13 protein-coding genes and 3 tRNA genes are annotated in these 13681 nt (G+C 62.8%); 13 read left to right on the plus strand and 3 right to left on the minus strand.

From position 1 onward, the window contains the following. The first annotated feature begins 34 nt into the window (after positions 1-34). The 5 genes from era to nagZ all read left to right on the plus strand — a co-directional run bounded on the left by era (position 35) and on the right by nagZ (position 4186). Positions 35-934, plus strand: a complete 900-nt coding sequence (gene era, locus B0G76_RS04490) for a GTPase Era (protein ID WP_120290425.1) — start codon at positions 35-37, stop codon at positions 932-934. Further along, on the plus strand, positions 921-1868 hold the full coding sequence (recO, locus tag B0G76_RS04495) for a DNA repair protein RecO (RefSeq protein ID WP_120290427.1): 948 nt from the start codon (positions 921-923) through the stop codon (positions 1866-1868). Before era ends, recO begins: the two co-directional genes overlap by 14 nt. Then, on the plus strand, positions 1865-2629 hold the full coding sequence (pdxJ, locus tag B0G76_RS04500; protein ID WP_120290429.1) for a pyridoxine 5'-phosphate synthase: 765 nt from the start codon (positions 1865-1867) through the stop codon (positions 2627-2629). The genes recO and pdxJ overlap by 4 nt, the downstream gene beginning before the upstream one ends. 16 nt (positions 2630-2645) lie before the next feature. After that, positions 2646-3089: a holo-ACP synthase gene (gene acpS, locus B0G76_RS04505; protein WP_054036229.1), complete on the plus strand. Its 444-nt coding sequence runs from the start codon at positions 2646-2648 to the stop codon at positions 3087-3089. A 68-nt stretch (positions 3090-3157) separates the two neighbouring features. After that, positions 3158-4186, plus strand: a complete 1029-nt coding sequence (nagZ, locus tag B0G76_RS04510; protein WP_120290431.1) for a beta-N-acetylhexosaminidase — start codon at positions 3158-3160, stop codon at positions 4184-4186. A 107-nt stretch (positions 4187-4293) separates the two neighbouring features. Here nagZ and B0G76_RS04515 read toward each other — a convergent pair whose 3' ends face one another. After that, positions 4294-5676, minus strand: a complete 1383-nt coding sequence (locus tag B0G76_RS04515) for a sigma-54 dependent transcriptional regulator (protein ID WP_120290433.1) — start codon at positions 5674-5676, stop codon at positions 4294-4296. A gap of 322 nt (positions 5677-5998) precedes the next feature. Between B0G76_RS04515 and B0G76_RS42415 the strand changes: the two genes are divergently transcribed. Beyond that, a complete protein-coding gene (locus B0G76_RS42415; RefSeq protein ID WP_183081990.1) occupies positions 5999-6286 on the plus strand; it encodes a hypothetical protein in 288 nt (95 codons plus the stop codon). A gap of 58 nt (positions 6287-6344) precedes the next feature. Here the strand turns inward: B0G76_RS42415 and efp are convergent, their stop codons facing one another. Together efp and earP are read right to left on the minus strand one after the other, a co-directional pair. Then, a complete protein-coding gene (gene efp / locus B0G76_RS04520; RefSeq protein ID WP_093640439.1) occupies positions 6345-6902 on the minus strand; it encodes an elongation factor P in 558 nt (185 codons plus the stop codon). Positions 6903-7116: 214 nt separating this feature from the next. Then, entirely contained in the window at positions 7117-8310 is a 1194-nt protein-coding gene (earP, locus tag B0G76_RS04525) for an elongation factor P maturation arginine rhamnosyltransferase EarP (protein WP_120290435.1), read from the minus strand. Positions 8311-8602: 292 nt separating this feature from the next. Between earP and uvrC the strand changes: the two genes are divergently transcribed. The 7 genes from uvrC to B0G76_RS04560 all read left to right on the plus strand — a co-directional run bounded on the left by uvrC (position 8603) and on the right by B0G76_RS04560 (position 13631). Beyond that, a complete protein-coding gene (uvrC, locus tag B0G76_RS04530) occupies positions 8603-10777 on the plus strand; it encodes an excinuclease ABC subunit UvrC (RefSeq protein WP_120290437.1) in 2175 nt (724 codons plus the stop codon). Positions 10778-11009: 232 nt separating this feature from the next. Next, positions 11010-11603, plus strand: a complete 594-nt coding sequence (gene pgsA / locus B0G76_RS04535; RefSeq protein ID WP_120290439.1) for a CDP-diacylglycerol--glycerol-3-phosphate 3-phosphatidyltransferase — start codon at positions 11010-11012, stop codon at positions 11601-11603. Between the two features lie 237 nt (positions 11604-11840). Then, positions 11841-11916 (plus strand) — tRNA-Gly (locus B0G76_RS04540). A 62-nt stretch (positions 11917-11978) separates the two neighbouring features. Next, positions 11979-12054 (plus strand) — tRNA-Gly (locus B0G76_RS04545). A 104-nt stretch (positions 12055-12158) separates the two neighbouring features. After that, positions 12159-12232, plus strand: a tRNA-Cys gene (locus B0G76_RS04550). Between the two features lie 194 nt (positions 12233-12426). Continuing rightward, positions 12427-12831: a hypothetical protein gene (locus B0G76_RS04555; protein WP_120290441.1), complete on the plus strand. Its 405-nt coding sequence runs from the start codon at positions 12427-12429 to the stop codon at positions 12829-12831. 47 nt (positions 12832-12878) lie between these two features. After that, the gene (locus B0G76_RS04560) at positions 12879-13631 is read left to right on the plus strand and encodes a TraB/GumN family protein (RefSeq protein ID WP_120290443.1); all 753 of its coding nucleotides are present in this window, start codon (positions 12879-12881) and stop codon (positions 13629-13631) included. Positions 13632-13681: the final 50 nt, after the last annotated feature.

Consider the following 13681-nt stretch of genomic DNA (forward strand, 5'->3'; position numbering starts at 1 on the left):
CCGCGTGCTGACCTGAACTTGCCGTAGCCTGAATATGAACGCTCCCACTCCCACTGGTTTTCGCTGCGGCATGGTCGCGATCATCGGCCGCCCGAATGTTGGCAAGTCCACGCTGATGAACGCGCTGGTCGGCCAGAAAGTCAGTATCACGTCGCGCAAGGCGCAGACCACGCGCCACCGCATCACCGGCATCCATACGCTTGAAGACGCGCAGTACATTTTCGTCGACACGCCGGGTTTCCAGACCAAGCACAGCGGCGCGCTGAACCGCTCGCTCAATCGCGCGGTCACGTCCACGCTGAGTTCGGTCGACGCGATCCTGTTCGTGATCGAAGCCGGCCGCTTCGGCCCGGACGACCAGAAGGTGCTCGACCTGATCCCGCCGTCGGTGCCCACACTGCTGATCGCAAACAAGCTCGATCGCGTGTCGGATAAGGATTCGCTGTTCCCGTTCATGCAGCAGGTGGCCGCGTTGCGCCAGTTCAACGAGATCGTGCCGCTGTCGGCGAAGAATCCGGACGACATCAAGCGTTTGATGGCGACGGTCAAGCCGTTCTTGCCGGAAGGCGCGCCGATCTACGGCGAAGACGATCTAACCGATCGCAGCGAGCGTTTTCTTGCCGCCGAAATCCTGCGCGAAAAGGTGTTTCGCTGGACCGGCGACGAACTGCCGTACACGAGCACCGTACTGATCGACAAGTTCGAAACCGAAGGGCGTCTGCGCCGCATTTTCGCCACAATCATGGTGGAGCGCGATACGCAGAAAGCGATGATCATCGGCCAGAAGGGCGCCAAGCTGAAGCAGATCAGTACGGAAGCGCGGCTTGATATGGAAAAGCTGTTCGACGGCCCGGTGTATCTGGAAACCTTCATCAAGGTGAAGAGCGGTTGGGCTGACAACGAAGCCGGACTCCGTGCGTATGGGTACGAATGACGCGTGGATGACGCTGAATTCCGACGCTGACCCGGACGACTCGGCGCCGGCAGCGCCGGCGCGCGAGCCGTCCAAACCTGCTCGCAGTACCAAAAAATCATCATCGAGCGACAGAAGCGCTAGAAGCACCAAAAGCGCTCAGAGTGCTCAGGATGCTCAAAGCGCAGAAGGCGAGCCGCGCAAAGCTCCCGCGCGTCGCGCACCGCGTACCTCTGCTTCCGATTACCGGATCGCGGAGCAACCGGCTTTTGTTCTGCATAGCTATCCATACCGCGAGACCAGTCTGATCATCGACGTGTTGTCGCGCGATCACGGCCGTCTCGCGCTCGTCGCAAAAGGCGCGAAACGTCCGCACTCCGCTTTGCGCGGCGTGTTGCAGACCTTCCAGCCGCTTGCATTGTCATGGTCCGGCAAATCCGAAGTGCGTACGCTGACCGGCGCCGAATGGGTCGGCGGCATGTTGCCGTTGGCGGGCGACGCGCTGCTCTGCGGTTTCTACGTCAACGAACTGCTGGTTAAATTCTGCGCGCGCGAAGATCCGCATCCGCAACTGTTCCATCACTACGTCGTTACGATGACGCGCCTCGCGCATGACGAACCGCCCGTGCAGGTGCTCCGTTCGTTCGAACGCGTGCTGTTGCGGGAAACTGGTTATGCGATGGCGCTCGATCGCACGGTCGCGCGCAAAGCGGTGCAGGCCGAAGGCCGCTATGTATTCGATCCGGAGCGCGGCGTGCGCGAAGCGTCCGACGATCTGCCAGCGCTTTGGCCGGTGATCGCCGGACAGACCTTGCTCGATATGGAAAAGGACGATTACCATCGAGCGCAGACCGTGGCGCAAAGCAAAACGCTGATGCGCTTTCTGCTCAACACTTACCTTGGCGGCACGCCGCTCGCGACGCGCCAGATACTGATCGACTTGCAGAACTTATGAGCTTCTTTCTTACGTCGCCGAATGTGATTGACCTGGGCGTGAACATCGATCACGTCGCCACGCTGCGCAACGCGCGCGGCACGTCTTACCCCGATCCGATCCGCGCCGCCTTGATGGCCGAAGAGGCCGGCGCCGATGTGATCACGCTGCATCTGCGTGAAGACCGCCGCCATATCGTCGATGCCGACGTGCGCAAGCTGCGGCCGCTGTTGAAAACGCGCATGAATCTGGAATGCGCGGTCACGCAGGAGATGCTCGACATCGCCTGTGAAGTGCAGCCGCATGACGTGTGCCTCGTGCCGGAAAAGCGCCAGGAACTGACGACCGAAGGCGGCCTCGACGTCCCCGGCCAGTTCGAAGCCGTGCGCGCCGCCTGCACGCAACTCGCCGCAGCGAACTCGCGTGTGTCGCTCTTCATCGATCCGGACGAAACGCAAATCCGCGCCGCGCACGAAGCAGGCGCGCCGGTGATCGAGCTGCACACGGGCCGATACGCTGAAGCGCACGATCCCGCGGAGCAGCAGCGCGAATTTGAGCGCGTGGTGCGTGCCGTCGAGTTCGGCGCCACGCTTGGCATCAAGGTCAATGCGGGTCACGGCCTGCACTACACCAACGTTCAGCAGATTGCCGCGATCGAAGGCATCGTCGAGCTGAATATCGGCCACGCGATCGTCGCGCATGCGATCTTCGCCGGCTGGGACAACGCCGTGCGCGAGATGAAGGCGATCATGGTCGCCGCGCGTCTCGGCGCACGATCGTAACATCGCGGCGCCAAACATGACGATCTACGGCATCGGTACGGACATTGTTCAGGTCAGCCGCGTGGCCGCGGTGATGACGCGCACCAACGGCCGCTTTGCCGAGAAGGTGCTTGGCCCGGACGAGCTGCGTGTCTATCACGCGCGTCACGCGCGTTCGGCGGCGCGTGGACTCGCATTTCTCGCCACGCGGTTCTCTGCCAAAGAAGCATTCTCGAAAGCGATCGGCCTCGGCATGCGCTGGCCGATGACCTGGCGTGCGCTGCAAACGCTCAACAAGCCGAGCGGCGAGCCGATGGTGGTGGCATCGGGCGAGCTGGCCGAATGGCTCGACGCGCGCGGTATCACCGCGCGTGTGACGATCAGCGACGAACGCGATTACGCCGTGTCGTTCGTGATTGCCGAAACAGGCGAGGTGGCGCGAGGGCCGGATGCCCCGCACGCACCCGCCAGCGACGAATAAATAATCTTGAACGCGGCGCACGTCGGCCGTGTCTCTCTTTGCTTCAGGCTTTTTTCTAGCGGAATTCGATGAAACTCACTCCCGGACCGGTCATGCTCGACGTGGTCGGCACAACGCTGAACGACGACGATAGACGCCGCCTTGCCCATCCGATGACTGGCGGCGTGATCCTGTTCGCGCGCCATTACGAGAGCCGCGCGCAATTGATCGCGCTGACCGATTCGATCCGCGCGATCCGCGACGACCTGCTGATTGCTGTGGACCACGAAGGCGGCCGCGTGCAGCGCTTTCGCGCCGACGGCTTCACGGTGTTGCCGGCGATGGGCAAGCTCGGCACGCTGTGGGACAGCGACGTGCTGCACGCCACCAAGGTGACGACCGCGGTCGGCTATATCCTCGCGGCCGAATTGCGCGCGTGCGGCATCGATATGAGTTTTACGCCGGTGCTCGATCTGAATTACGGGCAGTCGCAGGTGATCGGCGACCGCTCGTTCCATCGCGACCCGCGCGTCGTGACCTTGCTGGCGAAGAGCCTCAATCACGGCCTTACATTGGCCGGCATGAGCAATTGCGGCAAGCATTTTCCAGGGCACGGTTTCGCGCAAGCGGACTCGCACGTTGCAATGCCCGTCGACGACCGTTCGCTCGACGAGATCCTGCGCGATGACGTGGCGCCGTACGACTGGCTTGGTGTGTCGCTCGGGGCCGTGCTGCCCGCCCATGTGGTCTATCCAAAAGTTGATTCGAAGCCCGCGGGTTTTTCGCGCGTCTGGCTACAGGACATCCTGCGGAAAAAATTGCGCTTCGAGGGCGCGGTCTTCAGCGACGATCTCTCGATGGAAGCCGCGCGCCAGGGTGGCACGCTGACGGAGGGGGCGAGTGCCGCGCTCGAGGCCGGTTGCGACATGGTGCTGATCTGCAATCAGCCGGAGGAAGCCGAGAAGGTGCTGGACGCGCTGCGCTTCACGCCGTCGAAGGAATCGCAACAGCGGCTTAGGCGCATGCGGCCGCGCGGCAAGGCGCTCAAGTGGAGCAGGCTGGTCGCCGAGCCGCAGTACCTGCAAGCGCAGGCCCTGCTGCGCAGCGCGTTTGCATGAGCAACCGGTAGATAAAAGGTCCACGGCTCAAGCGTTTGCATCGAACAAAAAAACGGCGCCTCTTTCAGGCGCCGTTTTCTATTCAATCCCGGCCTCGCGCGAAGCCGTCAGTTCAACCGCATCCGCTGCAGCTTGTTGTATAGCGTCTTTGGACTGATCCCCAGCAGCGATGCCGCACGATGGCGCGTGCCGCCGACCGCGTCGAGCGTCGCGCGAATCAGCATCTCCTCGACGTCCGCGAGCGGTGTGCCGACGGTGACCTGCACGCGGCTGCCGTTCAGATCGCGTCCATTCGCCGAGCCCGCTTCATCGGCGCGCAGCGACTCCAGCACGTCGCCCGACGCGTGATACGCCCGGCGCACGCGATCCTGTAACTCGCGCACATTGCCCGGCCACTCGTACGAAAGACACTCGCGCAAGAAGTTCGGCCCGACCTGTTTGGCCGCTTCCGGTGTGCCGCGCGCGGCCGCGTCGTGATTTAGTTCGTCGACGACGGCTTGCGCAATCAGCGCCGGATCGTCGCCGCGCTCGCGCAACGGCGGCAGCGTGATCGCGGCCGCTTCGAGACGCAGCGCGAGGCCTTCGTGCAGGCCGCCTTCGGCGACCGCCGCGCGTGGGTTTCTGCGCGTCGAGGCGATCAGCCGGAAGTCGGTCGCGACCTGATTTGTGCCGCCAACCCGCGTGAAGGTCTGCGAGTCGAGCGCGCGCAGCAGCGCTTCCTGCTGGGCACGTGGCAGTTCGGCGATTTCTTCGATGAACAGCGTGCCGCCGCTAGCCTGCTCGAACAGGCCCGGCTCGCGCTGCTCGGCACCGCTGAACGCGCCGCGCTCGTGGCCGAACAGCAGGCTGTCGAGCGGACGATGCACCGCGACGCTGCCTGCGGTCCGGCAATCGAATGTGACAAACGGTCCTTTGCGGCGCCGGCTCATGTCGTGCAGCGTGCGCGCCGCGAGTTGCTTGCCGGTGCCGGCTTCGCCGGAAATCAGCACGGCGGCTTCGGTTGGCGCGATATGTTCGATCGTGTCGTACACATGCTGAACCGCACCGCTGCGGCCCAGTAACGAGCCGAAACGGCCAAGCTGACGCAGTGAGGCGCGCAGCGTCTGGACTTCTTCGGTCAGCTCGTACGGACGCGGAATCCGGGCGAGCAGGCTGCGCAAACGCGGGATATTGACCGGTTTGAGCAGGTAGTCCCAGATGCCGTGCCGCAGACCCTCGATCGCGCTCTCGACCGTCGCGTTGCCGGTCATCACGATCACCGGTAAGGCGCCGCCGGGCGGGTGCGCGGGCAGGTGCTGCAACACGTCGAGCCCGCTGCCGTCCGGCAGATTCAGGTCGACCAGCACGACGTCAGGAATGAAGCGCGTCAGCGCCGCCCGGGCCTCGGCGATGGTGGTCGCGGTGTCGACGGAGAAGCCGTCGGCGGCGAGGATGGCGGACAGGCCAGACAGGCTATTGGGATCGTCTTCAACAATCAGGGCATGTGGCATGGCGAGCGCTATTTTTTAGATGGACGGAATACCCAATGCGCAGCGCCGGTACTTTGGCGCGCGACATGGGCGCGATGGCTGGCCGGTACTGTCGGTCGAATGCCACACCGCGCGGGCAGCGCCTGCCACGGCGGCGGAACAGCCGCGGGCCAATTGGCGTGGGCGAGGCGCAAGTCGTGGAGCACGACCTGCAAGCGGCGTGGGGGCGATTCGACTCATGTAGTTCTAGGTCCTTTGCTCTTTAGCGGGTGTCCGTGCCGACGCGATGGGAGGTGTGGGCGGACACCTGTATTTCCTTCATTCGACCGGTCAGAAATCCCGGTTGCTGCCGACGAAGCGTTTTACTTCAAGTTCCGCCTGCTTCAGCGATGTCGTGATTCATGTCACGTCTCCGGAGTTGAGGAAAAAAGCCCAACCGGTCCGTATCGGAGAGACGCATGAACTGTGCCAAAGTCAATTGCTTAAGCTTATCAAGGGTTTGTCTGATGTAAGCCAGGAAAGTAAGCGTGGCGGACAGGCATTTTTGAGAAGGTTGCCGGTAAAGTTTTCCTCAACCATACACGGCGGCGCAAAAAAGAAAAAGCGCCCAACGTGGGCGCTTTTTTTTTGACATTTTTTTTTTCGCTGCGCCGGACTTGCTCCGGCAACAGGATTCAGGCGGCAGGCGCTTAGGCGCGGCTGCGGTACTCGTGCGTACGCGTGTCGATTTCGATCTTGTCGCCGATGTTGCAGAACAGCGGCACTTGCAGTTCGAAACCGGTGGTCAGCTTGGCGTTCTTCAATACCTTGCCCGACGACGTATCGCCCTTGACGGCCGGTTCCGTGTAGATGATTTCGCGGACCAGCGTGGTCGGCAGTTCGACCGAGATGGCTTTCTCGTTGTAGAACACGACTTCGCAAGCCATGCCGTCTTCGAGGTAGTGAAGGGCGTCGCCCATCATTTCGCCTTCGACTTCAAACTGGTTGTAGTCGGCGTCCATGAACACGTACATCGGGTCGGCGAAGTACGAGTACGTGACTTCCTTGCGTTCCAGCACGACGACGTCGAACTTGTCGTCGGCCTTGTACACGCTTTCCATGCCTGCGCCGGAGAGCAGGTTCTTGAACTTCATCTTGACGACGGCGGAGTTGCGGCCCGATTTGTTGTATTCGGCCTTTTGCACGACCATCGCGTCTGCGCCGATCATGACTACGTTGCCGGTGCGGAGTTCCTGTGCGGTCTTCATAAAACTGTCCTGTACGAAATAAGTAGCTTCAACTTTTGCTCAACGGCATACGGCGCAAGCGGATTGGCCGGCTAGGTTTGCCTCGCGAATTTGTCTGGCCAGTGGGCCCGGCCGAATTTGCCAGACGAATTCGCAAGACGAATTTGCCAGACCACGTCGCTGCGATTGGGCCGCCATCGGGCCGCGCTTGCGTCGCCGGCCGCTGGATAACCGCTTATTTTAACTGAGTTTTTGCGAACAAGGCCAGATTTCCAGCGAGGTCGCCTACTTGGGCCAGTTCGCCGGCCCATTTGGCTGCGCGCTGCTTCAGCGTCGCGCGGTGACGCTGGAATTCCGCCCAGTCCGGCTGGCCCGCGCCGTTCCATGCGTGCCAGAAGCGCGCGAGGGCGTCCCGCGTGTCGGCAGGCAGGGTACGGGTGTAATGGGCGAGCGCGGCGTCGAGTTTCGGCAGATGAGCGTCGTCGGCTTGGGGGTAGATGTGCCAGACAAAGGGTTTGGCGGCCCATTGGGCGCGCACGAACGAATCTTCGCCGCGCACGAAATTGACGTCGCTGGCCCAAAGCAGCGTGTCGTAGCCGGATTGTTCCGTAAAAGCGAGCGCGTGGACGCTGAGGCCGCCGCGCTCGGCGTGCGACCCGGCGGCGAACGAAGGCAGGCCGAAAAAGCGCGCGATCGCGCCCGAAATGCGGCCTTCCGGCGCCAGCACAACGACCGGTTCGGCGCTGTCGCGCCATTGTTCAAGCAGGCTGTCGACGGCGGGGTTTTCGTAGGCGAACAGCGAGACGACCGTGGCCGTGGCGGGTGGCGGCGCGCGGCCGGTGGTTTCCAGCCACCACGCTTCGCGCGCCGGTTGCGACGCCTCGAAGGCCGCGCGCGCGGCGTCGAGACGCCGCTCTTTCAACACGCCGCCGGTGCCGGGGCCGAGCCCGGGGAAAAAGAAGGTCTTGGTCAGCGGGAAGCGCGGATGGTGCGACGGCCGTAGATGGAAATCCGCGACCCAGTCTTCAGCGCTCAGATATTCGAGGTTGAACCAGACCGGCTTGCACTCGCACCGCGCCATCGCGGCGACGTAGACCGGCGGCAGTTCGCAGGCAAATGCTTCGATGACGACGTCGGCCACGTCGAGCGTATCACCCGCGTGGGCCGGCTCGTGCCAGTGTTCGATGACGATGCCGCCGATCGTCTGGCGCGCGCGATCCAGCGCTAGCGGCGGGCACAGCTTCTGGAACGCGTGGAGGTCGTCGACGAACACGCGCACCTGCCAGCCGTGCTCGCTCGCCAGTTGGCGCGCGAGACGCCAGCACACGCCGATGTCGCCGAAATTGTCGATTACGGCGCAAAAGATATCGCAGGCGATCGCTGTGGGCGCGGCAACGGGTTGGTCGGAAGGTGGCGTAGCGGAGGACATGGTGGCGTGGGTCGCAGAGTGGAGCGGGTGGTGTGGCTGGGTATCGCAGGGTCGCAGGGTCGCGCTGGCGGGTGACTCAGGTGGGTAACTTAGCGGGCTAACTCAAGCAGGCTCAGTCGCCGGCTTGAGCCGCCGCCTCGCGCCATTCGATGCGGCAGGGTTCGAACGCACGCGGAATGCTCTAAACTGGCGATTCTAAAGCACTCATCCGCGCTTTCGCACCTAAGTCACCACTCAGCGCGCGGCACGCGGGCAGAGGCTTCGCGACACTGTCCCAGCCAACCGATTCTGCATGACCGAACCCGAAGCAACCGACGTTTTCGAGCCGAAAAAAGTGCTCGCCCAATTGCCGCATCTGCCCGGCGTCTATCGCTATTACGATACGCAGGGCACGGTGCTCTACGTGGGCAAGGCACGCGATCTCAAGAAGCGCGTCTCGAGCTACTTCACTAAGACGCAACTGTCGCCGCGTATCGCGATGATGGTGACGCGCATTGCGCGCATCGAGATGACCGTCACGCGCTCCGAGGCCGAAGCGCTGCTGCTCGAAAACAATCTGATCAAGGCGCTGACGCCGCGTTTCAACATTCTGTTTCGCGACGACAAGTCGTATCCGTATCTCAAGCTGACCGGTCACAAGTTTCCGCGCATGGCGTATTACCGCGGCTCGGTGGATCGCAAGAATCAGTACTTCGGTCCGTTCCCGAGCGCGTGGGCGGTGCGCGAAAGTATCCAGATCCTGCAGCGCGTGTTCCAGTTGCGCACGTGTGAAGATTCCGTGTTCAACAACCGCACCCGGCCGTGCCTGCTGCATCAGATCGGCCGCTGCACCGCGCCGTGCGTCGCGGCGATTAGCGAAGAGGATTACGCGCGCGACGTCGCCAATGCATCGCGTTTTCTGCTCGGCCGGCAGGGCGAGGTGATGAAGGAGCTCGAGCAGAAAATGCACGCGTTCGCGGGCGAACTGAAGTTCGAGCAGGCCGCGGCGGTGCGCAATCAGATGAGTTCGCTGTCGACGGTGCTGCATCAGCAGGCGATTGAAGTCGGTGGCGATAGCGATGTGGATATTCTCGCGGTCGTCGCGCTCGGCGGACGTGTGTGCGTGAATCTCGCGATGGTGCGTGGCGGCCGGCATCTGGGCGACAAGGCGTATTTCCCGGCGCATGTGGAAAGCGCCCTGACGGTCAGCGAAGGTGGCCTTGAAGGGGACTGTGACGATGCGCTGTCAGCCGATGTCGCGGCCGGCGCGGGCTCGGTGTCTGACGGGGATGCGGCTGACGCTCTCGCGATTGCCGGGGAGATGCCGTCCGAAGAGGAGGATGACGGGGAAGGCGCTGCTATTGAGTCGGAAGCGGATGACGACGCAACCGAGTCGGAAGTCGAACCTTCGACGCCGCGCAAAGGGCGCGCACCCGTCGGCGGCATCGAATCTGAAGTGCTGGAGGCGTTCATCGCGCAGCACTACATCGGCAACCGTGTCCCGCCGGTACTCGTGGTCAGCCATGCGCCGTCCACGCGCGAACTGGTCGACGTGCTGATCGAACAGGCTGGCCACAAGGTGACGGTATTGCGCCAGCCGCAAGGTCAACGGCGTGCATGGCTTGCGATGGCCGAGCAGAACGCGCGGCTCGCGCTCGCACGCCTGCTCTCGGAACAAGGCTCGCAGCAGGCACGCACGCGCGCGCTCACCGACACGCTCGGCATGGAGTGCGACGACCTCGCGCATCTGCGTATCGAGTGCTTCGACATCAGTCACACGATGGGCGAGGCGACGCAGGCGTCGTGCGTCGTGTATCACCATCACAAGATGCAGTCGTCCGAATACCGCCGCTACAACATCACCGGCATCACCCCGGGCGACGACTACGCGGCGATGCGCCAGGTGCTCACGCGCCGCTACGAGAAGATGGTCGCGCAAGCCGCCGCGAACGCCGCGGACGAAGCCGCCGAATTGCAAACCGATGCGGCCGCGGACCCGTCGCTCGCGGCGGATGCCGCGGAGCCGGCGGCGGCTGGCGGCATTCTGCCGACCATCGTGCTGATCGACGGCGGCAAGGGGCAGGTCGAAATCGCGCGCCAGGTGTTCACCGAACTGGGTCTCGATACTGGCATGCTGGTCGGTGTCGCGAAGGGCGAGGGACGCAAGGTCGGTCTCGAAACCCTGATTTTCGCGGACGGCCGCGTGCCGCTTGAACTCGGCAAGGAGAGCGCGGCGCTGATGCTGGTCGCGCAAATCCGTGACGAGGCGCACCGTTTCGCCATCACCGGCATGCGCGCAAAGCGCGGCAAGACACGCCAGACTTCGCGGCTCGAAGAGCTTGAAGGGGTGGGCGCGAAGCGGCGTCAGCGGTTGTTGGCGCGCTTCGGCGGGTTGCGCGGGGTGGTCGCTGCAAGCGTCGAGGATCTGGCGAGCGTCGAAGGGATTTCGCAGGCGCTGGCCGAGCAGATTTACCGGCAGTTGCACTGATCGCGGTACGCCATGCTGAGCGGGGCGCGGCAACGGGCGGGGCGTAAGTCACGCAGAAGCGAATCCAGAAGCGGGGGCAAAAGCGCCCAATAAGCGCCCAATAAGCGCCCAAAAAGAGACCAATAAACGGTGCCCGGCGATGCGCGCGCCAGGCCCCGCGCGCCGCTTTGCTTGTGGCAGGTCTTGTGACACGGCACAATTGCATCTCCCTTGTCAGACGCTGCGCCTGCCCATGCCGTTTAATTTTCCGATTTTCCTGACTTGGCTGCGGATCGTCCTGATTCCGCTCGTCGTTGGCGTGTTTTATTTGCCCGACATGATGATGAGCCCCGCGCACCGCAATCTGGCGGCCGCGACGATCTTCATTCTGGCGGCGCTCACCGACTGGTTCGACGGCTTTCTGGCCCGCAAATGGAATCAGACCTCGGCGTTCGGCGCGTTTCTTGATCCGGTCGCCGACAAGCTGATGGTGACGGCGGCGTTGCTGGTGCTCGTGCAACTCGCGCGGATCGATTCGGCGATTGCGCTGGTGATCGTCGGGCGCGAGATCGCAATCTCGGCGCTGCGCGAATGGATGGCGCAGATCGGCGCATCGAAGAGCGTCGCGGTGAATTCGCTCGGCAAGTTCAAGACCGTCTGCCAGATGGTCGCGATTCCGATGCTGCTGTTCTACGGGCCGTTGCCGTCCGGCGGCGGTGTCTCTGTCGATACGCGTGTGTGGGGCTTGTGGCTAATCTATTTGGCCGCGTTTCTGACCATCTGGTCGATGCTCTATTACATGAAACTCGCGTGGCCGCAGATCCGCGAGCGGGGCGGCGTTGCCTGATCAGAGGGCGATCGGGGCGCGATGCCGGGGAGGCCGAAGTGTGTCCCTCCGTCGCAGCAGCGCGAGTGAAATCTTTTCCGTTAAAGACATTCGCAAAAGGGGTTGACACGTTTCAGTCGTTTCTCCATAATCTCGTTTCTCCGATGCGAGCAGTTTGAAACGTCGGGGCAGTTAGAGAGTAGTTGCAGTAACAAGGCAGCAGTTAGGCGGTAAAAAGCAGGGCAAAAGCAGCACAATGCGGGAGTAGCTCAGTTGGTAGAGCGCAACCTTGCCAAGGTTGAGGTCGCGAGTTCGAGCCTCGTCTCCCGCTCCAAATTTTGAAGCAACGCGTTGTTTGGCGAAGTAAAAGTGCAAGGCGTTGTGAAGTAGGGCAATGCGGGAGTAGCTCAGTTGGTAGAGCGCAACCTTGCCAAGGTTGAGGTCGCGAGTTCGAGCCTCGTCTCCCGCTCCATACATAAGGGGAAGCAACGCTTCCCTTTTTGTTTGATGGGCCGGCCATAATGGTTACCCACCAGACAAATCTGAGAATCTGCAGCTAGGTTCCAGTCCGCTTGCGGCGCGATAGCAAAGCGGTTATGCAGCGGCCTGCAAAGCCGTTTAGGCCGGTTCGACTCCGGCTCGCGCCTCCAGTAGTTGATGTAAAGAAAAGCCCCGACTTGTCGGGGCTTTTCTTTTTTGTGCGTTGTGCACCTCGTACTTCGCGTCTCTCCTTTCGCACGTGGTGCTCAGGTCGCTGGTTACGATACGCCGCCGTGTACGTCTGCGTGCAACACTGCGAGCAACGCTATAGTTCGCAGACTCTCAACGTCCTCGCATCGACATCATGCACATCCAGGGTATCGAACGCCGCTCCTTCTATCTGCGCGTGATTTACGCGCTATGCCTGTGCGGCGCCACCTGGACGCATCTGCAGGTGGCCCTGATTCACGGACTCTGGTGGGACTACGGCGGCGCGGCGCCGCTCACACGAATCTACTGGACGTCACTGCTCTTCATCGATCCGCTAACCGCTCTGCTACTGCTGTTGAGTCCGAGGGCAGGGCTGATCCTCTGCGTCGCCGTCATCGTGACAGACGTAGTGCACAATTCATGGTTCGCGCTGCATCATCCGATCCTTGTGGGCCTGTTCGTTTCGCAGATCGTCTTCCTGCTGTTCGTCGCGTTCACGGTGCGGACGGCCTGGCGAGGAGCCGTGAGCCGGTCTGCGACGCTGCGCGCCATCGATTGAATCGCCCGATTGCCGCTTTGCGCAATTGCCCGTCAACACGAGGCTTCATGTACCTACAACTCACCGGCACCAACGTCCGTCTGCTCGGCTCGATGCATCTGTTTCCGGCGACGAGCCGCAGAACGCCGCCATGGATCGCAGAAGCGTATGACTGGGCCGAATCGCTGGTCTTCGAATCCGATCCGCCGACGATCTTGCCGTTTCTGAAGGCGCCTCCGCAGAGCGGCGCCGATCAGTTGCAGCCCTTGCTATCCGCGGATGCCTGGAATCAGCTGCAAGCCGTGTGGCCCGTGGAGGGCCCGTTGGCGCCGCTCGGCGAACTGCGTCCGTGGGCCGCGCTGGTCGTCGCGCCGACGCTGTTCCAGCAAGTCGTCGAAGGTGTCGAGCCGCGCATGCTGCGCTCGGCGCTGACGCAAGCCAAACCGTACCAGTATCTCGAGACGGCGGAGGAAGTGTCGGCGTCGCTCGAATCGATTCCGCTCGAAGCCGTCGGTGCCGCGCTCGGCATGCTGGTGTCCGATCTCGACGAACCGCAGCGCACCCTCGAGCGGATGCACACGGCCTGGCTGCATGGCGATTTGGAGGCCGTGCACCAGATATCCGTCGAGTCGCCGATGTTCAATCTGCCCGGCATCCGCCACGCCCTGCTTGATATGCGCAATCGCGCGTGGGCGGCGCGTGTGAAGACGTTGCTCGGACGGCCGGAGCGGACCCTGGTGGTGGTGGGCGCGCTGCATTTGTGCGGGCCCGGCAACTTGATCGAATGTCTCGGGACGCCCGTCGAGCCGGTCATAGCCTAAGACCGCCACGCGCGGCATAATTCCGCATTGCCGCCGCCGATCAAGGCGCG

The organism is Paraburkholderia sp. BL23I1N1 (assembly GCF_003610295.1).
Lineage (GTDB): Bacteria > Pseudomonadota > Gammaproteobacteria > Burkholderiales > Burkholderiaceae > Paraburkholderia.

Bases quoted from the DNA above. Each gene is read 5' to 3' on its own strand.
- earP (WP_120290435.1), bottom strand. From the start codon at position 8,310: ATGTCCTCCGCTACGCCACCTTCCGACCAACCCGTTGCCGCGCCCACA.
- pdxJ (WP_120290429.1), top strand. From the start codon at position 1,865: ATGAGCTTCTTTCTTACGTCGCCGAATGTGATTGACCTGGGCGTGAAC.
- efp (WP_093640439.1), bottom strand. From the start codon at position 6,902: ATGAAGACCGCACAGGAACTCCGCACCGGCAACGTAGTCATGATCGGC.
- nagZ (WP_120290431.1), top strand. From the start codon at position 3,158: ATGAAACTCACTCCCGGACCGGTCATGCTCGACGTGGTCGGCACAACG.
- pgsA (WP_120290439.1), top strand. From the start codon at position 11,010: ATGCCGTTTAATTTTCCGATTTTCCTGACTTGGCTGCGGATCGTCCTG.
- B0G76_RS04555 (WP_120290441.1), top strand. From the start codon at position 12,427: ATGCACATCCAGGGTATCGAACGCCGCTCCTTCTATCTGCGCGTGATT.
- uvrC (WP_120290437.1), top strand. From the start codon at position 8,603: ATGACCGAACCCGAAGCAACCGACGTTTTCGAGCCGAAAAAAGTGCTC.
- B0G76_RS04560 (WP_120290443.1), top strand. From the start codon at position 12,879: ATGTACCTACAACTCACCGGCACCAACGTCCGTCTGCTCGGCTCGATG.
- era (WP_120290425.1), top strand. From the start codon at position 35: ATGAACGCTCCCACTCCCACTGGTTTTCGCTGCGGCATGGTCGCGATC.
- B0G76_RS04515 (WP_120290433.1), bottom strand. From the start codon at position 5,676: ATGCCACATGCCCTGATTGTTGAAGACGATCCCAATAGCCTGTCTGGC.
- recO (WP_120290427.1), top strand. From the start codon at position 921: ATGGGTACGAATGACGCGTGGATGACGCTGAATTCCGACGCTGACCCG.
- acpS (WP_054036229.1), top strand. From the start codon at position 2,646: ATGACGATCTACGGCATCGGTACGGACATTGTTCAGGTCAGCCGCGTG.